At 39.6% G+C, this 20,587-nt stretch carries 19 protein-coding genes, 3 tRNA genes and 1 pseudogene; 10 read left to right on the forward strand and 13 right to left on the reverse strand.

The genetic code is table 11. From position 1 onward, the window contains the following. Positions 1 to 53 precede the first annotated feature (53 nt). Both LEP1GSC195_RS04300 and LEP1GSC195_RS04305 read right to left on the reverse strand, forming a co-directional pair. The gene (locus tag LEP1GSC195_RS04300) at positions 54 to 1,562 is read right to left on the reverse strand and encodes a hypothetical protein (protein ID WP_015680359.1); all 1,509 of its coding nucleotides are present in this window, start codon (positions 1,560 to 1,562) and stop codon (positions 54 to 56) included. A 156-nt stretch (positions 1,563 to 1,718) separates the two neighbouring features. Then, entirely contained in the window at positions 1,719 to 2,090 is a 372-nt protein-coding gene (locus tag LEP1GSC195_RS04305; protein ID WP_015680310.1) for a PilZ domain-containing protein, read from the reverse strand. A 109-nt stretch (positions 2,091 to 2,199) separates the two neighbouring features. Between LEP1GSC195_RS04305 and LEP1GSC195_RS04310 the strand changes: the two genes are divergently transcribed. Beyond that, positions 2,200 to 3,357 carry an Lsa36 family surface (lipo)protein gene (locus LEP1GSC195_RS04310; RefSeq protein WP_015680467.1) on the forward strand — a complete coding sequence of 386 codons (1,158 nt, stop codon included), beginning with the start codon at positions 2,200 to 2,202 and terminating at the stop codon, positions 3,355 to 3,357. Positions 3,358 to 3,480: 123 nt separating this feature from the next. Further along, positions 3,481 to 4,104, forward strand: a complete 624-nt coding sequence (locus LEP1GSC195_RS04315; protein ID WP_002976321.1) for a hypothetical protein — start codon at positions 3,481 to 3,483, stop codon at positions 4,102 to 4,104. Here LEP1GSC195_RS04315 and LEP1GSC195_RS04320 read toward each other — a convergent pair. The 5 genes and pseudogenes from LEP1GSC195_RS04320 to LEP1GSC195_RS04340 form a co-directional block, all read right to left on the reverse strand. Next, positions 4,101 to 5,381, reverse strand: coding sequence for an MFS transporter (locus LEP1GSC195_RS04320; protein ID WP_015680226.1), 1,281 nt, complete (start codon positions 5,379 to 5,381; stop codon positions 4,101 to 4,103). The two genes, LEP1GSC195_RS04315 and LEP1GSC195_RS04320, sit on opposite strands and share 4 nt — an antisense overlap. Positions 5,382 to 5,462: 81 nt before the next feature. Further along, positions 5,463 to 5,828, reverse strand: a complete 366-nt coding sequence (locus LEP1GSC195_RS04325) for a phasin-related domain-containing protein (protein ID WP_015680377.1) — start codon at positions 5,826 to 5,828, stop codon at positions 5,463 to 5,465. 129 nt (positions 5,829 to 5,957) lie between these two features. Continuing rightward, positions 5,958 to 6,532 (reverse strand): annotated as a pseudogene (locus LEP1GSC195_RS04330) (bifunctional nuclease domain-containing protein). Positions 6,533 to 6,558: 26 nt separating this feature from the next. Next, positions 6,559 to 6,632, reverse strand: a tRNA-Ile gene (locus tag LEP1GSC195_RS04335). 62 nt (positions 6,633 to 6,694) lie between these two features. Further along, positions 6,695 to 7,177 carry a hypothetical protein gene (locus LEP1GSC195_RS04340; RefSeq protein ID WP_015680284.1) on the reverse strand — a complete coding sequence of 161 codons (483 nt, stop codon included), beginning with the start codon at positions 7,175 to 7,177 and terminating at the stop codon, positions 6,695 to 6,697. Between the two features lie 4 nt (positions 7,178 to 7,181). Here LEP1GSC195_RS04340 and hemW point away from each other — a divergent pair, with 4 nt between their 5' ends. From hemW to LEP1GSC195_RS04360, 4 genes are all read left to right on the forward strand, one after another. Further along, positions 7,182 to 8,354: a radical SAM family heme chaperone HemW gene (gene hemW / locus LEP1GSC195_RS04345; protein WP_015680343.1), complete on the forward strand. Its 1,173-nt coding sequence runs from the start codon at positions 7,182 to 7,184 to the stop codon at positions 8,352 to 8,354. Positions 8,355 to 8,434: 80 nt separating this feature from the next. Beyond that, positions 8,435 to 8,508, forward strand: a tRNA-Ile gene (locus LEP1GSC195_RS04350). A gap of 9 nt (positions 8,509 to 8,517) precedes the next feature. Then, positions 8,518 to 8,590, forward strand: a tRNA-Ala gene (locus LEP1GSC195_RS04355). 77 nt (positions 8,591 to 8,667) lie between these two features. After that, on the forward strand, positions 8,668 to 9,099 hold the full coding sequence (locus LEP1GSC195_RS04360) for a CBS domain-containing protein (protein ID WP_015680392.1): 432 nt from the start codon (positions 8,668 to 8,670) through the stop codon (positions 9,097 to 9,099). Here LEP1GSC195_RS04360 and LEP1GSC195_RS04365 read toward each other — a convergent pair. Continuing rightward, positions 9,096 to 9,854 (reverse strand): ribonuclease H-like domain-containing protein, encoded by a 759-nt coding sequence (locus LEP1GSC195_RS04365; protein ID WP_015680419.1) that lies wholly within the window; start codon positions 9,852 to 9,854, stop codon positions 9,096 to 9,098. The genes LEP1GSC195_RS04360 and LEP1GSC195_RS04365 overlap by 4 nt on opposite strands. Beyond that, complete coding sequence (locus tag LEP1GSC195_RS04370; protein WP_015680318.1) at positions 9,836 to 10,924, reverse strand: pyridoxal phosphate-dependent aminotransferase; 1,089 nt, start codon at positions 10,922 to 10,924, stop codon at positions 9,836 to 9,838. The genes LEP1GSC195_RS04365 and LEP1GSC195_RS04370 overlap by 19 nt, the downstream gene beginning before the upstream one ends. A 46-nt stretch (positions 10,925 to 10,970) precedes the next feature. Between LEP1GSC195_RS04370 and LEP1GSC195_RS04375 the strand changes: the two genes are divergently transcribed. Genes LEP1GSC195_RS04375 through LEP1GSC195_RS04390 form a run of 4 tightly spaced genes read left to right on the forward strand, consistent with a single transcriptional unit; the run spans position 10,971 to position 15,441 of the window. Further along, on the forward strand, positions 10,971 to 12,725 hold the full coding sequence (locus LEP1GSC195_RS04375; protein WP_015680490.1) for a phospho-sugar mutase: 1,755 nt from the start codon (positions 10,971 to 10,973) through the stop codon (positions 12,723 to 12,725). Beyond that, positions 12,722 to 13,939, forward strand: coding sequence for an aspartate aminotransferase family protein (locus LEP1GSC195_RS04380; RefSeq protein ID WP_015680420.1), 1,218 nt, complete (start codon positions 12,722 to 12,724; stop codon positions 13,937 to 13,939). The genes LEP1GSC195_RS04375 and LEP1GSC195_RS04380 overlap by 4 nt, the downstream gene beginning before the upstream one ends. Continuing rightward, the gene (gene leuB, locus LEP1GSC195_RS04385; RefSeq protein ID WP_015680389.1) at positions 13,936 to 15,015 is read left to right on the forward strand and encodes a 3-isopropylmalate dehydrogenase; all 1,080 of its coding nucleotides are present in this window, start codon (positions 13,936 to 13,938) and stop codon (positions 15,013 to 15,015) included. Before LEP1GSC195_RS04380 ends, leuB begins: the two co-directional genes overlap by 4 nt. Before the next feature lie 15 nt (positions 15,016 to 15,030). Next, on the forward strand, positions 15,031 to 15,441 hold the full coding sequence (locus LEP1GSC195_RS04390) for a response regulator (protein WP_015680287.1): 411 nt from the start codon (positions 15,031 to 15,033) through the stop codon (positions 15,439 to 15,441). Here LEP1GSC195_RS04390 and LEP1GSC195_RS04395 read toward each other — a convergent pair. Genes LEP1GSC195_RS04395 through LEP1GSC195_RS04410 form a run of 4 tightly spaced genes read right to left on the reverse strand, consistent with a single transcriptional unit; the run spans position 15,422 to position 20,585 of the window. After that, positions 15,422 to 16,165: a polyphenol oxidase family protein gene (locus tag LEP1GSC195_RS04395; protein ID WP_015680235.1), complete on the reverse strand. Its 744-nt coding sequence runs from the start codon at positions 16,163 to 16,165 to the stop codon at positions 15,422 to 15,424. The two genes, LEP1GSC195_RS04390 and LEP1GSC195_RS04395, sit on opposite strands and share 20 nt — an antisense overlap. Then, on the reverse strand, positions 16,165 to 17,724 hold the full coding sequence (locus LEP1GSC195_RS04400; protein WP_015680345.1) for a membrane protein: 1,560 nt from the start codon (positions 17,722 to 17,724) through the stop codon (positions 16,165 to 16,167). Before LEP1GSC195_RS04400 ends, LEP1GSC195_RS04395 begins: the two co-directional genes overlap by 1 nt. A 4-nt stretch (positions 17,725 to 17,728) precedes the next feature. Continuing rightward, positions 17,729 to 18,790, reverse strand: coding sequence for a hypothetical protein (locus LEP1GSC195_RS04405; protein WP_232227701.1), 1,062 nt, complete (start codon positions 18,788 to 18,790; stop codon positions 17,729 to 17,731). Between the two features lie 31 nt (positions 18,791 to 18,821). Next, on the reverse strand, positions 18,822 to 20,585 hold the full coding sequence (locus tag LEP1GSC195_RS04410; RefSeq protein WP_015680428.1) for an extracellular solute-binding protein: 1,764 nt from the start codon (positions 20,583 to 20,585) through the stop codon (positions 18,822 to 18,824). Between the last annotated feature and the right edge of the window lie 2 nt (positions 20,586 to 20,587).

The raw sequence follows: 20,587 nt of genomic DNA on the forward strand, positions 1-20,587 counted from the left end.
TGGCTCTATTTTTTTGACAACCCATTATTCAGATTTAGGGAGTTACAAAAAAATCAGGATTTGTTCTTTCTGGGTAAATACTTTACTTTCATCTGGTTGTATTTCACCTTCGAAAGAATTTCCTTTTCCCAATCTGCCGGAAATTCTTCTCCAATAAAAACCCGAAACAAACGATAAATAAACGGAACTTGTTTCCAATAGACAATATTTTTTGTTTTGGTGTACAACGACTTGAATTTCTTGTTTGATAAAAAACTTTTTTTAATATTCGGATATTTCTCCATCAAAGTTTCAAACATAAATAATGTATGATCTCCGACATAATAGTTTTCTATAATTTTATCCATCACCATACAAGCAGACTCGACGTCTTTAGAAAGAAAAATCCAATAAAAACTCGAGTTATAATAATATTCACAATAAATAATATCTTCTGCATTTTTTAATTCCAACAAAACACGGTCATGTCCACTATACATTGTTTGGTCTATCAAAAGGAACCGGGAGATAAAGTTATCGCCAGACTTAAGCATGGAATATAAAATCTCAAAATGTTGTTTGGCTTCTTTCTGCGCTTTTTCCTCGGAAACTTTTTCCGCCATACTGCAAACTAATTGGAAAATTTTTACAAATTCAACAATAGGATGTTCTTCAACAGATAGGATAGAATTCACCGACTCCGTAAATTCAATTTGTGGTAGATATATTTTGGGTCTTAACTCATCAAATTTATGTTCTTTTAATTGATTCTGTAATATAACAAAATTTTCAGCAATTTGATTGTCCAATTCAACAAGCAATGGAACGATAACTTGGAAGAAAAATGGTTCCATCTCCTCGGTTCTTTTCACAGAATCAGTCGTATCAAAATAAATCCAACCAACAGCAGGAATTTGAAAATAAATTTCCGAATCTGTAAACCCTTGCTCTAAATATTCGATGAGTTCAACTCTACTTTCGTATTTAATTTGAAACGGCGTTTCAAAACCTTCGATGATTGACCGAATTATTGAGATTGGTTGTGTATTTAGCAAAGTTTGATCTAGTTCAAAAAAATCTTTTACTTCAAAACGACAATTATCTACCAGATAATTCTGAAGATTCAGAAACGACCTTGCAGCAATAGAATTGAATGCAAAGGCATACTTTTCTTCGACTCGTTCGCCGGCATAGGAAACAATTGCCAACTCAATTCGAATGGGACCTATTTCTGAATGAGTCTCTGATGAGGGGATATTATTTTCCTCTGCTTCCGATCGAACCAAATAAAACACCGGCATTGCCAAATCATTATCCAGTAAATTTTGGATAACCGTCACCATCCCTTTGCCATAAACCTTCAATTCATTTTCTTTGATTGTATCTACATTCAATCGAAAGGCAAAGTAACTTTGGTTCATATCAGGAACACAAAGTTTGCGTAGTGTTGTTAGGAGTTTGGCCGCCTGGTCAGTTAACATCAGTTCCCGTTTATGGGAATGTTCTAAAGAATGGATGAAGATAGGAGTGTAAATTTTTAACTGATCTAATCTGGAGACACCAGAAAGTCGAACCATTGCCATAAAAACTCCTATGGAATTTCATGATTAAAGAAATTAATAATGAAATTCGTAAATTAGGATATACTGAAGACCCAATTTAGTAAAAAAGTTATTATTGGGAGATATTTATTACAAGGCTAAATTAGAGACATTCTATTTTTTCTGGATCAATGGAAACTATTTTACTTCGCGGCCTTGTCTCACCATCCGGTTGACATAAACTTGCAGATCTTGTTTTCCTTTGGGACCAATTTCTGTAAACTGAACCCCATAGACCCCAGTTTCTTTGGATTTTTTTCCTATCTGTTTGATCACACCGCGGGCAAGAAAGTCTTCCAGATCACCAGGAAGGGCGACAAGAATTTCAACCGTTTCGTGCATATCCCATTCATCAAAGTGATTGGGGGCAATGATCCCGATCCCTCCCAAACTTATGTCACTAGCTTTTAAGACATCCAAAAGGGCCACACCCATAAGGTGGATCGCAACGGGTTCATTTTCTAGTGGTTGTACTCGGACATATTTCCGCTTTTCTTGGATGGGTGCCATGCTCCTCATATTCTAAGGAAATTCTAACTTGTAAACTAGGAAATAGATCCCATTCCATTTGTTAAGAAAGCATAGACCAATCTCCGATATTTGGTATAATAGGGGCGACATGAAATTACGTATAGGAATCCTTTCCCTCGCATTTAGTTTGGTATTCATCCCGAATGGATCGGCCCAGGCAAAGGTGACTTGTACAGGAGATGCCTGCGGCATTCTTCCCACCAGCATTCAATCACAGCTAAATAGCGTGGACCAAGCCCTCCAATTCCAATACACAGATAAAGTGCTAGCCACAATGTCGGAAGCGGCCGTGGTATCAAACATCAACTCATCCCTTATGGGACCTGGAATTGTAAATAGATTCCAGGTAGGTCTCGGTTTAACACTTGCTGGCCAACAAAAAGAAGATATCAATGTGGCATACCAAAGTTTGAGTTTTCAAAAACTACCAAACGTTGGAGCTTCTCTTGCACCTAACTTTATTGTAGCGATCAATCTCGGATGGTTAATGGGTGGTGGACCTTCCGATACTGAACCAGAATTAAAAACCTTTCTTCACAGGTTCAACTTGTATCTTCATGGATTCAAATTTAACTTTGCGCAAGGCGACGTTCAAAAGGCTTTAGAGGCACAAAATAAAAACGTAGAATTAGGTGGGGACATTACCTCTGGTGGTTTTACTTTACGATTCCATATCATAGAAAACTATTCAGATGGGGTTGGACTTTTTGAATTTTCTGGTATCTCCATGGGACTTGGACTTCACTACCAGAGACAAGCCATAGACCTGACTTACAATGATAACAAAACGCAAACACTCACTCTCGGACCTGCTATTGGAACTTGGGGTGGTTCCACTAAGTTCAACTATACAAGCACTGTTACTAGTGTTCCCTTAGACATTCGAACCGGCTTTCGGATGTTTTACTTCTTTACGATCTTTGCTGGAGCTGGAACTTCTATGAACTTTGGAAGTTCCAATCTAAATTTATCCAGATCCGGCCCGATCAATTTAGCCTTAGATTCCAATGCTGTTTCGGCCTCTCTCTCCCCGGAAATTGCAGCTCAGATCCCCTCGTCTGCCCTTGGCCAAATGAAAACAGGAACCCTAACAATGGATTTAAGCGGAAAAGCGCAAGCACCTAACACAACAAACTTCCTTATCGCTGGAATTGAAATCAATGCTCTCATCACAAAACTCACTCTAGAAGCTATCGTGGCACAAAACGTACAATCCGTGATGGTTGGAGCAAAATTTACCTTCTAACGAACACTTGGCACCATTTTTGCAAATTCGTTAGGGAACGGCTTTTTTAGAACCGGTGTGGGGTTTTCCGGGCACCAATTGTTTATGTTCTAAGCAGAATGCCGATTTTAAGGGAGAGTTCTTATGGCGCAAACTATGCAAGAAATCAAAAAACCCATCCTACATGTTTCTTGTGTCCCAAGAAAAGATACGACCCTACTCAAAATTTCCCTTTCACAAGATGATTTGGGAATCCTCTACCGGGTCACTTCAGTGCTTTACAATCACGGTTGGGATATTCTAGAAGCTGTGGCGGAAACCGCAAGTGACGGACATGTCCAAGATCTATTTGTCATTCGCAGTTGGGACGGGGGAGAAATGACCGAAGAACTTTTGTGCCAAATTCGAACCGACCTCTACTCACTGTTTTACGAAGGAAAGACAGTAGCAATGTATTTAAGGGAGAATGCAAAAGAAGAAGTTTTGGTACGTAAAATTGGAGATTCAGAAGCGAGTCTCAAACTTTACAATCCTATCTCTTCTGACTTTACCGTCATGGATCTTCGGATGAAAGACACACCGGGAATTCTATTTCAGATTACCGAGTCTCTCTTTCACTTAGGAATTGATATCATTAGTTTTACTGCCAATAGTTTCGACGGCAAAATCCGAGATAGTTTTCTACTCCGAACTTCCCTCACAGGAGAGAAGTTGGATGAGAAAGTAATGTTTCCGATGCTTCGTGCAAAATTAGAATCTTTTCTTTAAGTTGCTTTCTCTTTCTGCGTAGAAAGTAATATTCCAAATCCAACGAGCAGGACAAAGGAAACAAAGAAGGCCAAACTAGGTCCTTTTTGAAAATATAACAAAGAGAATACGACTGGCGAAACAGCTCTTCCGAGGGAACCAAAACTTCGGAAGAGACCTAGAGACCTACCCAAATCCCCTTTCCCACTTTCAAGCGAGGCAAAAGAAGAAAGTCCTGGATTCACGAGCGCACTTCCAAAAGCCAAAAAGAATAAAGATATAAAAAGTCCTGTAAAATCTCTCCCAAAGGCTACAAGTAACCCCATACCAATGACAACAAGGATGGCTCCATACAGAGAGATTCGTTTTTCCGAAACTTTCCCTGAAAGTCTACGGACCACACCGCCTTGCACCAGTATGATGATGATACCGATGTACAAAAAAGTGTATCCAATTTCTTTTGGAGAAAATTGGAAAGTATCAGACAGGAAAAAATTCACAACAAATTCAAATCCCGAAAAACTAAGAACAAATAGTAAGTTCAAAAGCGAAATCCTGACCAAATTGCGGGATTCAATTTTCTTTAAAGATAAAAATGGGTGGATTTCTTTTTCAGGAACCACATCCGGTTTGTTCTGCGGTAAAAATACAAAAACAAGAACTACGGTGAGTAGAGAAACCAAAATGGCAAAAAGTGCCGATGCAGGAAAAACAACTGCACTTCCTTCCTTATAAAGAAAATCTAAGAAGGTCCACTGAGAGCTGATTCCCCCAAGGAGTGGACCCATCACAAAGCCGAGACCAATTCCAGCACCGAGAAACCCCATCCCTGCCGCGCGGGATTTTTCGTCCGTTTGGTCGGCCATGGCAGCAGATGCCACAGACAAGTTGCCTCCCATCATTCCTGTAATCACGCGACTGAGGACAAACATCCAGAACTGTGAAGAAAATAACCAAAGGATGTATCCCAAGGTATTGCCAAGTGTGGTAAAAAGCAAGATGGCACGCCTGCCCGAATGGTCAGAGAGCCTTCCCCAAACTGGCGCCGCAATAAATTGTAAAAAACTATAAATACTACCGAGGATTCCACCAAACAATACAAAGGTATACTTTGTATCTCCGCCAAAGGACAAAAGATTTGCTTGAGAATAGAACATTCTGAATAGAACATCATCACCCTTTAGTAAGAAGTATTCTAAAGTTTTGGGAAACAATGGAAATAAAAGGGAAAAACCCATCATGTCCGTAAAAACAATCAGGAATAGTATGAATTTGATTCGTTTGGGGGACGTACTCATCTAGACTAATCTCTAGACACAAATAAAAAAAGCCACAGAAATCTCTGTGGCTATTTCTTATTTTAGCTACGAACTCGAAACTTATTTCGATTTTGCTTTTTCAATCAATACTTTCAACTCATCTAACGTTTGTTTCAACTTCTCCTTCACTTGTGGAGGAATTGCCGTATCAATTTGTTGATAAATGGATTGGTAATTCGCTTGAAGTTTAGCAAGCACTTCATCATAACTTGCGTTAGTTTTTCCAATCGCACCTTGTGCATCTTCTATCGTTTTACTGAGAAGGTCGCGAATTTTTTGAGATTCAGCCGATTTGTCCAACTCTCCCTTTGATTTTAGATCATTATAAACTTTTTCTAAATCAACAACTGCGGTTTTTAACTTTTCTTCACCGGAACGAAACAGAGCGATTCCAGCATTCACAACATCCATAACCAATTTTTCCATACAACTTTCCTATAAAGGGAACAGGCCCTATTTTTGGATTCCAAGTCTAAGTAGGAAAAGGTGGGATTACAATTAAAAAATTCTAATGGTTCGATTTTCTATGAGACATAGTTAAGGACAAGCCTGGCCCTAACTGTTCTCAATCAGCTTTTTGATTTGGTCTCTGATTTTGGCAGCGGTTTCGTAGTCTTCGGTTTTTAATGCGTTTTCCAAAGTTTCTTCTAAAATTTGAAGATTAGACTTTGGTAATGCTTGGATTTTTTTCTCAGAAGAAATACTCTCTCCTTGAATTTCATCCTCTTTCATTATAATCCCAGTTTCATCTAACACAGACTTAGCGATAAATATCGGAGCATTGGCGCGTAAAGCAAGGGCAATGGAATCAGAAGGTCTTGCATCAAGAGTGATGATCTCTTCCTCTTTTTGGAGTTGGATCTTTGCGTAAAAGGTACGTCTATAATTTCTTCGATAGTGATTTTGAGAACTGTGGCACCAAGGGAAGTTAACATGTACAACATGAGATCATGTGTCATGGGCCTTGGAGGTTTGGTTCCATCGATTACGGTTGTGATCGAATGGGTTTCTAGAGGTCCAATAAAGATAGGAACCACACGTTTGTCATCTGAATCCTTGGGACGTAGGAAGACCGCAAAGCCTACGTTGGTCAGGCTGATATCAGAGATTTTTACTTCATAAAACTCCATAGAATATCGATTCCTTTCCTGTTTTGTGGGCCCAGAAGGGCTCGAACCTTCGACCCGCAGATTATGAGTCTGCTGCTCTAACCAACTGAGCTATAGGCCCCACTGACTTCCAATCTTTCGGGGAAATAAGTGGAGACAAGCATAAAACTCAAGAGACTACCATTAAAGCGAAAGAAACCTGTTGGATTCAAAGAATTCGTTGAGGTCTTTACGATCACTCTTCCATTGAATCCAGATCCATAGAGCAGGTTTTGAATCCAGGCAAATCCAAACTTGGTTTCTAAGGGCATTTTGGTTTCGGATTTGGTCTGCTTGGAAAACTTGAAAGTTTAGATTTCCTAGAGTTTTTGGGAATGTTTTAGGTTCGATTCCCCTCGTAAATACCGAATCTTTCCAAAGTGTTTTGTCAATCAGTGGTTCATTCCAAGGAAGAGTTCGCACGATCATAAAAAAGCCATCTCGTTTTGCAGGATAAACAGTGAGTTTTTTATTTGTTGTGGATTCTAGTTTTACTACCACGGGTTCTGGAAATACAAAAGAAAAACTTTCCCAAACAAAGTTTTGGTTTGGTTCTACAAGTGTCTGTGAAAGGATCGGAGAGGTAGAGATTCCTAAAAAAAACAGAATCGATACAAACCCTTTCATACTCATGGAACTATTAGACAAACAATCCATCTGGCAAGTCCGAAATTCTTATTTGGGAGTCTATGTCCACTTTCCCTATTGTTTCAAAAAATGTGACTATTGTGATTTTTATTCTGAAGGAATTGGTCCATCACCAGCTAACGATGAGAAGTCGTTATTCCAATCGTATCAAAAAGAAATCTTGGAAAGGACAAAGCATTTTCCAGAGATAAAAAACCGCACCATCGATACAGTTTTTTTTGGTGGCGGTACTCCTTCCAAGGCCTCTTCCGAAAGTTGGAAAGAACTTCTGGGTTTCCTTCGTTCCGAGTTTGCATTTGCAGAAGATACGGAAATTTCTATTGAAGTCAATCCAGAAGATTTAAGTGAAAAACTTTTGGAGGAATACCATTCCCTGGGAATCAACCGGGTGAACGTGGGAGTCCAAACCTTCGAACCAAAGGGGTTGGAATTTCTGGGTCGCCATTATGATCGTGAGCGTTACGACTCTCTTGTCAATGTTCTCACTCATTCCCCCATTAAACGCGTAGGAATTGATTTGATGTATGGAATTCCAGAAGTCTCGCAAGATTCATTTTATAGAGATTTAAACCTATTTTTACAGGCCGGTCTCCCCCATTTGAGTTTATATTCCTTAACTTTAGAAAAGGGAACCCAGTATTCTCGGGATGTAACGGATCATAAAAAGAAAGAACCAGAAGAAAACATCCAATCGGATATACTTACCAACTTACCTGTGTTACTGAAGAAACATGGTTACCTTTGGTATGAAGTTTCCAATTATGCTAAACCAGGATTTGAATCTAAACACAACTTGAAATATTGGACCTATGAACCTTATCTGGGCATTGGACCTGGGGCACATGGAATGATCGAAGGGCATAGGTATGGCAATCCCAGAAATTCTAGTCTGTATCAGAAAAAACAAACAAACACAAAGTATGAACCGGCAGATCCATCTACAGAACTTAGCCTTACATTGTTTCGATTGTTTTCCCCTTTTCGGTATTTGGATTTCATAGATGCCTATTTGGATGCAGGGGCAAAAGATAAATACTTAAGAACCATTGAAGGTTGGGAAAAAAAAGGCCTTTGTTCGATAGAATCGGGAGTGTTTCAGTGGAAACCTGCGGCATTACTCTTGTTAGATGATCTAATCTTAGAAATTTCACTCTAAATTTTCCATAATACTTTCTTAAAATAATGGTAAAAAAAGATTGCCCACAGACCCCTCTCGAAAAATACTGTTCGTATCCCGGGCCTGTAGCTCAGTTGGTTAGAGCACTCGCTTGATAAGCGAGGGGTCACAAGTTCAAATCTTGTCAGGCCCATAAAGATACGGGGCGTTAGCTCAGCTGGGAGAGCATCTGATTTGCATTCAGAAGGTCATCGGTTCGATCCCGATACGCTCCAAAAACCCGTGTCTTTCCTCGCATTCCTCCTAAAAATTTCTTGCTATCTCTCTAAATTCCTATAAACCGATAGGAATCATGTCCGTAAAAGATATTTTAAAAGACAAAGCGTCCTCTGTTCTTTCCATCGAAGAAGATAAAAATGTTTTGGAAGCCACTCAGATGATGGTTGGTGCCAAAGTCGGATCTCTTATTGTTACCTTTCAAGGGAAACTTGTGGGAATTTTTACGGAACGAGATTTGATGCGCGTGGTTGCCAAAGACCATACGAACTTGGACAAAATTAAACTGAAAGATGTGATGACCACACAACTTACTGTAGCCGGTCCTGATGAAGATGTGGATGACATTCTCAACAACATGATTACCAAAAGGTTTCGGCACATGCCTGTTCTTGATGGAGACAAAATCATTGGACTCATCTCTATTGGAGATGCGGTGAAAACAAAATTAACAAGAACCCAAGCTGAGATGAGTATACTCCGAGAGTATATGTACGGACCGCACTAAAACAAACGGTTCTCTGTAAGCCTATCGATTGTTTTTTCTAATACAATTTCCAGGTTTTTTGTATCCTCTCTGTTATACGCGATGAGTTTTTCCAAGGCTTCTAAGTTATTGGTTCGTTGGTATTCAAACCAAAGGAGTGGAGCCTGTCTTCCATCCATTCCAGCAATCTCATCGGGACGAACGAGTCCCAGTTGGATTTCTGATTTTTTAAGCCCCCCCTTGATTCCAATCGAATGTAATAGATTCATTAAATCCAATTGAGGGTTTTTCACTCGGTAACGAAATTCCCTTTCTAAAAAAGGAACATCAAATCGTTTCCCGTTGTAAGTGACAAGGATGTCATCAGGTGAGAGGGAATCAAAAAGAAACTCAAGATCTTTTCCCCGTTCAAAGGTGATCATTCTGTGATTTTGGTAAATACTCACCACCGTTGTAACTGATGACTCGGAAATTCCTGTGGTTTCAATATCTAAAAAACAAAATCGTTCGGGGAAGTTTTGCCATAACCTCCAATACTCTAAACTCGGAAGTTCAGCAGTAAAAAAATTAAAATTCGCTTCGGACAATTGGTCTTCCAATTCGTTAAGTCGTTCTAATAAAATAGAAACAGAAGGAAGAAGAGGATCATTTTTTTGTTTTTGGTATTGGATGAGTGATTCCCAATTGTACACACCAACGCCAAACAGTTGTTTCTCTTTTTTTTCTCCAATTCCTGGAAACAGCTGGAGACTTGATTTTAAATGAGATCCGTACATTCTCTCCACCTAGAAAGGCCTTCTATCATACGGTCCTCCCTCTCTCCAAATCCAATTCGTAAGTAACCTTCTTCTTCAAAATTAATTCCTGGCAAAACAAAAACCCCTGTTTTTTCGAAAAGTCGATCCGCATAAACTTCCGAGGAAATTCCACTCTCCAACTCCAACCAACCCACAAGTCCTCCTTGTGGTGCTGTGAAGGATTTTGTATGAGGAAGATCTTTCCAATGAGAATCAAAACTTTGAATGTTCTTTCGCACTCTGGCTTGGATTTTGGGAAGGAAACTCTCTTTGGACTGAAGAAGCGAGAGCGCAATCCGTTCGGAGATGGGCGATACTGTGTGGGTCAAATAATCTTTAAAAGAGCGAGCCCGTTTGAGAAAAGATTCCTCTGCCACAAGCCAACCCACCCTAAGGCCTGTTACACCAAAACACTTCGTAAACGAACCCGTTCCATAAAAAGAATGTTTCGGATCGACTCCCGTTCGACCAAGACTTCCCACACCTGGCAAAAACCGGTAGTGTTCATCAAAGAGAACCGTTTTCTTTTGTTCTTTAAAGTGGGCAATAAGGGCATTCCATTCGGAATCAGAAAAGGTTTTCCCCGTCGGATTGTGCGGATGGTTGATGATGTATAAATCAGCATCTACCGCCTTCCAAGTGGAGGCAAGAAAAGCCCTGTCATGCGGAACCTTGATGGTCTCTGCCCCGAGCATTTTGGGAATTTCATAAAGAGCTTGGAAGGCTGGCCAAATGAGGGCCACTTTTGCTTTCTGTGGTACGGCGATATGGAAGGTCAAGTACAAGGCCTCACCCGTTCCCGTTGTGACTAGTACCTGTTCTGCACTGACACCGGGATACAAATCGGCGATGGCCTGGCGTAGTTCGAGAGAACCTTGGTTTGGTGAGTCATTCATCGGAATTTTGGCAAGATCTTTCCATGAAATTTGCCCCATATCCATTACCTCTTCCAAAAGGAAATGGCTAAGCCCACTCTCTCCTAAATTGCAAAATGCTTTCAGGCGGAATCGTTCCAACCGGTCTTCTATGAAAAATTCTCTAGGTTCCAAAATTGATTTCCAGACTGCTTAGCTTCAAAAGATTAGTATGTAAGCTATGTTGAAACCAGAAGACAATATCCTATCTTGGACGAAATCACCTTTTTCATCGGAAATCCAGAATGAGGCCAAAAAGGCTTATGAAGATTGGAAGGCTGTTATCAGTTCTGAACTAGTCGATGCCTTTGCTGTCCCACTCACTTTTGGAACCGGAGGGATTCGAGGAAAGATTGGAAACGGAATTGGCAAAATGAACCTCTATACAGTAGGTCGTGCCGCTCTCGGTTTTATTAGTTATTTAAGGGATACAAAAAAAGATGCCTCTATCGTCATTGCTTACGATTCCAGAAGGCTTTCCAAAGAATTTGCAGAGCTCTCTGCAGGCATTGCTGCCAAACTGGGAGTGAAGGTTTATATTTTCCCGAAGGTAACTCCGACCCCCCTTCTCTCTTATGCGATTCGTTATTACAAAGCCAGTGGTGGAATTGTCATCACAGCTTCCCACAACCCACCAGAATACAATGGATTCAAAGCTTATCTTGCTGATGGAGGACAACTAGTTCCCCCGGATGATTCCCTCATCATAGGCAGAATTAGTAATATCCATGACTGGACTTCCATCCCACTCGTCAAAAAGACAGACAAAGAATATAAAAAATTTGTAAAACCCGTGGGCCCCGTTGTATTTAAAACCTATTTAAAAGAATTAAAACAAGCAGGGATTCTTTCTTCGGTAAAACCAAAAACAAGAAACAATTTAGGTATCGTATACTCACCGTTACATGGAACTGGTGGAGACTATATGAAAGAAATGTTAAATTTCTTTGGATACAAATCCGTATTCCTTGTTCCCGAACAAAAAAAACCTGACGGGGAATTTCCTACTGTCAAATATCCAAACCCAGAAGAAAAAGAAGCGCTCGCCTTATGTGAGTTTTACGCCAAAAAGAAAAAGGCGGCCACCTTTATCGCAACAGACCCTGATGCGGACAGACTCGGTGTAGGAGTTCGTCGTACAGACGGTGAATACGAATACCTAAATGGTAACCAGATTGGTTCCATTATGGCAGCTTACCTTTCCGAAAGAAAAAAATCTAAAACCAAAACTTACCATTTGGTAAAGACAATTGTGACTACAGACCTCCAAGAAGCCATTGCCAAAAAAAATGGAATCAAAATCAAAAACGTCCTCACCGGATTCAAATACATCGCAGAAGAGATGAAACAAATTGAATCTAAGAAAAACAACATATTCCTGTTTGGTGGGGAAGAGTCTTATGGATATTTACCCGTACCATTTGTTCGGGACAAAGACTCACTTTCGAGTGCCTTACTCTTTGTAGAAATCCTAGCGGAAAAAGGGGATCTACTTTCTTATTTAGAATCCATTTATTTAAATTACGGATTGTACCGGGAAAGTTTGTATTCTTTGACCTTGGAAGGAAGTTCGGGACAGGACAAAATCAAAAAGTCCATCGAAACACTGCGTACAGAAAACCTGATCGGAAAGACCATAGGCGGGCGAAAGGTAGTGGGAGTTCTGGATTACGAAATCCAAAAAGCGCAAGGGAAATCCAAGGTTTCCGTTTTTAAAGGTATGCCTAAATCCAATGTCATCCAAGTGGAATTAGAAGGAAATGCCAAACTTACCATTCGTCCTTCAGGAACAGAACCTAAGGTAAAAGTATATTCTAGCTTTGCCTCTCTAAAAAAACCAAAAAAACAAACTGAGATTCCAAGTCTTTGGGAATCCTTAGGGAAAGAAATTTCCCAAGCTGAAACAGAATTTTTACAACTGGCAGGACTAAAATGAGTAACGAAACCAAAACCAAATTTGAAGAAATCAAAAAACTTTCTGATAAATACTTATTAAACACATATAACCGCTACCCCATTTCCTTTTCTTATGGCGTCGGTGAAATGATCTTTGATCAAGATAACAAAGGTTATATTGACTTTCTTGCAGGAATTGCGGTATCCAACTTGGGTCACGGGGAAGCAGATTTAATTGAAGCAATGCGTAACCAAATGGACAAAATCCTTCATTCCTCGAACCTCTATTACTCAGAAGAACAAGCAAAACTTGCCGAAGTCATTATCGAAAATAGCATTCCTGGAAAAGTATTTTTATGTAATTCGGGAACCGAAGCAAACGAAGCTGCCTTCAAACTCATGCGTAGACATGGAGTGAAAAAAAATATCGACAAACCGGTCATCCTTGCCCTCCACTCTAGCTTTCATGGCAGAACTCTTTCTGCGATGACGATGACTGGCAATGAATCCGTTCGTACTGGATTTGGTGAACTCGCCTCTGATGTATACTTTGTAGAAGCCAATAACGAAGACTCCCTCATGCAAGCCTTTGAACAATACGGCGACTCCGTTGCCGGTATTATCATGGAGCTAATTATTGGCGAAGGTGGAGTCATTCCTCTTAGCCAATCCTTTGTGAACTTAGCGCGTAAACTCACAGAAGAAACAGACTCACTCCTAGTATTTGATGAGATCCAAACGGGTATGGGACGAACAGGAAAGATGTTTTGTTTTGAACATTACGGAATGTATCCCGATGCTTTTACTCTTGCCAAAGCATTAGGTTCTGGATTTCCAATCGGAGCTCTCGTTGTAGCCAAAGAATTCGAGACCGTTTTAGAACGGGGAATGCATGGATCTACGTTTGGCGGAAATCATTTGGCTTGTGTAGCGGCTTACGAAACTTTCAAAATCATTTTGTCTCGTAATTTACTTGATCATGTATCCACGATTTCAGAGCAAATGTTTGCAAGGCTGAAAACTATGATTGAATCTACGGGAAAAATCAAACAAGTGAGAGGACGTGGTTTACATATTGGTGTGGAATTGTATTCCGAATCCAGACCCGTTGTTGAAGAGTGTTTGAAACGTGGCCTTGTTGTGAATAGTACAGCAGGAAACGTAATTAGAATTATACCTCCACTCATCTTAAGCATAGAAAAAGCAACAGAAGGATTGGATATTTTAGAATCAGTATTAAAGGATATGAAATGAAAAAAGTAGCTGTACTTGCCGGAGACGGGATCGGACCCGAAGTTATGGATGTGGCCCTCCAAGTGGTCAAAAAAGCATTAGGGAATAAATCATCTGAATTTACCTTCGAACATGCATTAGTTGGTGGAGCTGCCATTGATGCTACAGGATTTCCACTTCCTGAAGAAACTTTAAAACTTTGTGAATCATCAAGTGCCATATTTTTTGGATCGGTCGGTGGACCGAAATGGGAAACACTTCCTCCTGACAGACAACCAGAACGTGGTGCCCTACTCCCCTTGCGTAAACATTTTGATTTATTTGCAAACCTTAGACCTGCGATCATCTATCCAGAACTCAAAAAAGCAAGCCCCATCCGAGGGGACATCATTGGAGATGGACTCGATATTCTTATCCTAAGGGAACTTACCTCTGGAATCTACTTTGGAAAACCAAAAGGTAGAGAAGGCAGTGGGCCAGAAGAATTTGCCTTCGACACCATGAGATACTCTCGTCGGGAAATTGAACGAATCGCACGTACTGCTTTTGATGCCGCAAGAAAACGAAATAAAAAAGTCACAAGTATAGACAAAGCAAACGTTCTCACCACTTCCGTGTTATGGCGCGAAGTCGTTGTGGCCCTTCACAAAGCAGAATACTCGGATTGTGTTTTGGAACACCTTTATGTAGACAATGCAGCAATGCAGCTCATCGTAAAACCAAAACAATTCGACGTCATGCTCTGCGAAAATATGTTCGGAGATATCCTATCGGACGAAGCATCCATCATCACAGGATCTATCGGAATGTTGCCATCGGCTTCTCTTTCCGAGTCTGGATTTGGACTCTACGAACCATCTGGTGGATCGGCGCCTGACATTGCAGGCAAAGGAATCGCAAACCCAATTGCCCAAATTCTTTCCGGTGCTTTGATGTTACGGTATTCTTTTGGATTGGAAACAGAGGCCGTTGCCATTGAAAATGCCATTCGAACGGTTCTAAAGAAGGGATTCCGCACGCGAGATATTGCCGAAGAAGGCACATCCGTCCTCGGTACAAAAGAAATTGGTGTTGAAATCGAAAAGGCACTTGGATAAACTACGGAGAACATCATGCAATCAGGCATCGGACCGACAGGCAGACCTTATCAAATTCTCATAGCAGAGAATTCCAAATTCCAATCCAAACAACTCCAACAAATTTTGGAATCAGAAGGTTTCAAAATCATCGGAGTTGCCGAAACGGGCAAAGAACTTTTACAAATGTATAAGGACAATCGCCAACAGATTGATCTTGTTACTATTGAGATTTTTCTTCCTGAGGTGGATGGGTATGCTGCATTCTGGGATATGAAAGAAATGGGAGTTCTTCCAAGAATTCTTTTCATCTCGGAAGAAAATACTCCTTCGGTGATCAAAGCCCTTTTGGAAAATGGAGCGATGGACTATATCGTAAAACCCATCAAACGAGAAAAGATCCTAGAAAAAATCAAAGAAACTCTTCTTAAGATTCCCAAAGTATAAAGTTTAAATTGCGGCCCTCTTCTTTTGCCCTATGGCTAAAGTAAAGAGGGTTTTGAAATACATTGGTATGGGAATTTTTGATCTGGAACGAAGTTCCAAACTGCTTCCTAACACGCACTTCAATCGCAAGCCCCACATCCAATAAAAACTTTCCATTTTCTTTCGGAAAACAAACTGCTTCCCCTAAAGAAAGAAAATGGGCAGCCACATCCTCCCCTACTTCGTAATCCTGTCCTTGGATATAGGGTCCAATCTCAATTTCAATCTCATCCAACTCATATCCAAAATGCAAAAGTTCACCTAATAATAATTCGGTTATTCCTAAATTAGTCCCTTTCCAACCTGAATGGAGGACTGCTACAAACGGCCGTTTATTAGAGTAGAGAAATACGGGAACACAATCTGCTGTGCGAACCACAAGTAACGTATTTTGTAATTCCGTATACAACCCATCTCCTTCGAACAGTTGCTCGCGTCCCGGCGTCACTGGATCAGGGTAATGAATCGAATGGATCTTATCTCCATGCACTTGGTTGAGTGTCACTATCCTATCCGAAAAGTTTTCGAATTTCCTTATTGCCCAATCTTTTGTGTAATCCATCCATCTCTCATGAGTTTTAGGATAAAAGGGATATTTTTCTTTTAAATCACCTAATGTTTGTTTGCCAACAGTACCATATCTGATTTTTCCATAGGTGGTGGGAATGACTTGTGAAAATTCCATTATTGGTTTCCAAAAAACATAGGCTGGTTCGAATCCCAATGATTGGATTGGAAAGTAACAAACAAATCATCACAGTTCCAATCACTCCGAACACAAAGTCGTTTGAATTTAATAGGATCATAATTCCAAACATAAAAGCGAATGGGAACTCCTCTCCAAGTGTACTGGATATGTGGTAACTTAACCCCGTGAAGTCGATTATCGAGCAAAATATCTATCTTACGATCGACTAAATCTTTTTTAGTCAGCTCCCCTTCATGGCCAATTCGACCACGTGTTTCGACTTTTTTCTTTGCAAATTCCCTATCGGTAAGTCCTGACTCAGCTTCAAAGGCAAAAGCCGGTCTCAAATAATAAATAAAATGCGCCTGAGCTCCAAAGAAGGCAACTCGGGAATCAGCAAGTGCATCCACATCATAACCTTCAGTTCGAATTAAATGGTTTTCATAAAACATCCGTTCTTCGACAATTCCATGCCAATCGGGAATCCGAGTTCCTTTTATTTTTAATGGATCCGTATACACAGCCGTTGATAGAATAAAGAAAAAGGAAACAAGAAGTCGATTTTTTATATATAGCGAGGTAAATAATGATGATTGATTGGACTCAATTTGTGAATTCAAATCCCATTCGCTGATCTGCACAAAGGCTAAATAAGACAGATATGGTAAAATGGGAATCCAAAACCGATTCCCCATAAAATCTCCACCGACATAAAAAACATAAAGAATGTATAAGAGAACCGAAGCTAATAGAAATCGAAATTCCTTCTTATAACGAAGGGATTGATAAATTTGAATCCCAGCAATCAAAAGGACCAAAAGATATATAGGGTAGGACTGAGCGAAATAAAGAAAATAATAGGCTCCCTGTAAAAAGTAAGCCCCCTTATTACCTTTGGCATAAAAGGTATTGGGAAGTATATCCTGGTAATAGAAATAACGAAACCCAAGAAAACATAGAAACAAAATTCCAAATACAAAGGGCTTCCAATCCTGTTTTCGAAAAATCAAATCCAAAGAAGCTACAAATAAAAAAAGAGCTCCTTCGGGGCGAACGAGTGCCGAAAGAAAAAAAACAGGAAGGAGAAACCAACTTTGTTTTTCCCACAACAGCAAACCAAAACAAATAAAAAAAGTAAAAACAGAAGTTTCCAACCCCGAAGTGGCGAAGATATAAAGATGAAAGAATAATGCTAAATGGACAACAAGGAGAGGGTAGATTTTTCCAAGTGAGATTCGATTTTCTTCCCAGAAAAAAACAAACAAGGTAGAAAGATAAAAGAAAATCCCCGCCCCAATGGATAGGTGTTGTGGTTTGATTCCAATTGCAAATCCAGAAGATAGAAAAAGTGTCCAAAGGAAATTTGTATACCCTTCGACTCGCTCACCTAGATTGAATACAAGACCTGAACCTTCATAAAAATTTCTGGCATAGACAAAACTTATGTAAGCATCATCACAGATCCACTTCCACTTATAGGCTTGGTAAAAACCAAATACAAAAAAAATGAAAGAAAAAATATAAAAGGAAGGGAGATTTCGTTTTGAAAACAACATAAAATTAATCCAGTTCAAATGATTTAATGAACTCTTCAATGATGAGTATATGATCCATCTCTGGAGTTGGGTTCTCTTCGGAAGGTTCGTACAAGTAGTCGTCAAAAACGTGAAAGTCAAAAATTTTCAATTCAAAATCGGGTAGAGTGATGATGATATTTTCTGCATGGATATCAAAGATTAGTTTCTCTTCTTCTGCTAAAAACTTGGTAACTTCAATCACACGATTGAAATCGACAGCAATTTTTTTTAGTTTGGATTTCGAGATTACACCAAACCTGTGAGAATCAAAATTCAATTTCCACTTGGGAAATAGTTTATTTAAGATGGGGTTTTGCTCTAGTTTTTCGTTGCGTATCGTAAATTCTTTTAAATGTTTTCCTGCAAGTAAAGTCTGTTGGTCACAAGGTGTGAGAGTGACATTGGGAATTCCAAAAGGATTGTTTCGCACTCGAAGTCCCATAAAAAACCGAGTGGGTACCACTAAATCCGGAATAAGAGATTTTAATTTCCAGTAATGTAATCTCTCCAAACCCAAACGTTTGAATTTAAAATCGATTTCATCTTTTTTAGAATCACGGAAAGTTTGTTTTTTTAAAAAATCCCTTAATTCAATCTCTTCTGGTTTTAAAAACCGAGTGATGTCACGTCCCACTTCTTTGAACAGAGATCCAAAGATTACATCAGAAGGTAACTTTGATTTTCCAATTTTGACAACTTGGTTCCAGGGTAGTTTGTAAACAAATTTATAAGAGCCTCGGCCAATGTATCCATCCCGAGATAGTGGCATAAAGTTATCCAAAAATTCACGATCATAGCGGTAGGTGATTCGAAACACATGGGAAACAGGAAAAAGTTTTTCATAAAGATTACGAAAGAAACCAGACTTCCGTAAAACTTCATCAACTGGAAGATCCTCAATAGGGATGGGGATTTCTTTTTTATCGGGATCGACAAACAGCTCTTTGTCGAGGCCTTTTTCCAACAATTCCAAAAACTGGGGAATTTTTCCCCAGTTTGGATATTGGCTCCAGAGTTCGGTGATCTTGTCTCGGATCCCCTTAATTGGACCTTTTTTCTCTTGCACTACTTAAATTCTACTTCCAACGAACCACAGCTTCGTAATCTGTAAATTTCTCATTTTTGGACAATGCATCGGATAATTTTTTATCTTTTTCTTCATCATACCACCAGTAGTCAGAAGAAAAACTTTCGTCTCCATACTTTCCGAGAGGAAGACTAGGCACTCCATATTTTTGCCAATACAAAAGTCTTGTGCTCGGTAAATGCCATAACAAAACATAAGGATATTCTTTATAAACAATCCGATCAATTTGTTTTAAGATTTCATTTCGTTTAGAGACAGAAAATTCCGTTTTTTGTTTTTCGATGAGTTTATCCACTTCGTCTATTTTAAGACCAGGTAAGTTTGGCTGTCCTGCTTCATCTGCATATTTAGAAAGCCATTGTGATTCCGGATCTTTAAAAATTCCCGATCCCCAAGCGGCCCAAGTCATGTCAAAATCATACTTATCCACTCGCTCACTCCAAGCGGCCAAATCTAAAGTATCAATCGATGCTCGGATTCCCACTTCCTTTGCTTTCTCAAGAAATACAGTGAAATACTTTTCTGTTTTTTTATCGCGGTCCAGAATAGAAAACTGGAATGGTTTTCCATCCTTTTCCAAAATTCCTTCAGCATTTGGCTTCCAACCCGCTTCTGCGAGTAGTTTCCTTGCTTTCTCAATATTAAACTCAGTAGGCTGGTTTGGATTTTTTTCACCACCTAAATAGAAGTCTGGATAATAACTATTTGTAGGATCATACTCGCCATACGCTAGTTTATCGATCATGAGTTTTCGATCCACCAGTAGGTTCATTGCTTCTCTAACACGTTTATCAGAAAAGATGGAACGTCTTCCATTCATGGCCCAACCTTGAAAGCCAATCGGTTTTAAATTGAAGATCCTTTGTTTTGCGATCCAATTTTTATCAAAAGGTTCTCCCTTTGCCTCTTCAACCCAAACAAAGGCGGAATAAACAGGATAGATATCAATGTCTCCTTTTTTAAAAGCTTGGAGGGCTACGGCTTCTTCGTTATACACTTTATAGACAATTTGATCGAAGTTATTGCGACCTTCATTGAAAGGATAGGCTCTTTGCCACCAGTCCCCTCTTCTTTCCAATTTTATGTAACGATTCTTTTTTACTTCGGTGATTTTGTAAGGGCCAGATACTACAGGAAATTCCATATTCTCTTTATTAAAATCTTTTCCTTCAAAATGGTGTTTCGGCAAAATAAAAATGGATGAAGCTACATCATTAAAGTTATTCCAATGAACTTCTTTTGCCTCGAATACAACTGTTAGGTCATCTAACTTTACCGGCTTCAAAAATCGCGATAAGGAAACTCGAAATACGGCGGTTCCATTTTTGGGATTCATGATCGTATCATAAGTAAAGATAACATCCTCTGCCGTTACAGGTTTTCCATCGGACCAACGAGCATTCGGATCCAAGTAGAATGTAAATTTCTTTTTGTCAGGGGAGATCTTCCAATCCCTTGCTAAATGGGGAATGGTTTCTAAGGTGAGGGGATGGTAACCAGTGAGAGGTTCATACAAACTAGTAAAGATACGGGCCGTAGTTGTAAACTGATCCAAATAATAATTTAAAGATTTTGGGAACTGATGAGAATAAACTCGAATCTTACCCCCCTTTTTCGCTTTTGGGTCCGCCACGGGATTTTTCACTCGAAGAGCATTCGGAATAGAAGCCATATCTCCCTGCCAAGGAACGTCGTTGACCTTAGACAATGATTCTTTTGTATCTTCTTCAGAACAATTTAAGGCAAGAGCCATTG

The sequence above is a fragment of the Leptospira wolbachii serovar Codice str. CDC genome, assembly GCF_000332515.2.
In the GTDB taxonomy this organism is placed as follows: Bacteria; Spirochaetota; Leptospiria; order Leptospirales; family Leptospiraceae; genus Leptospira_A; species Leptospira_A wolbachii.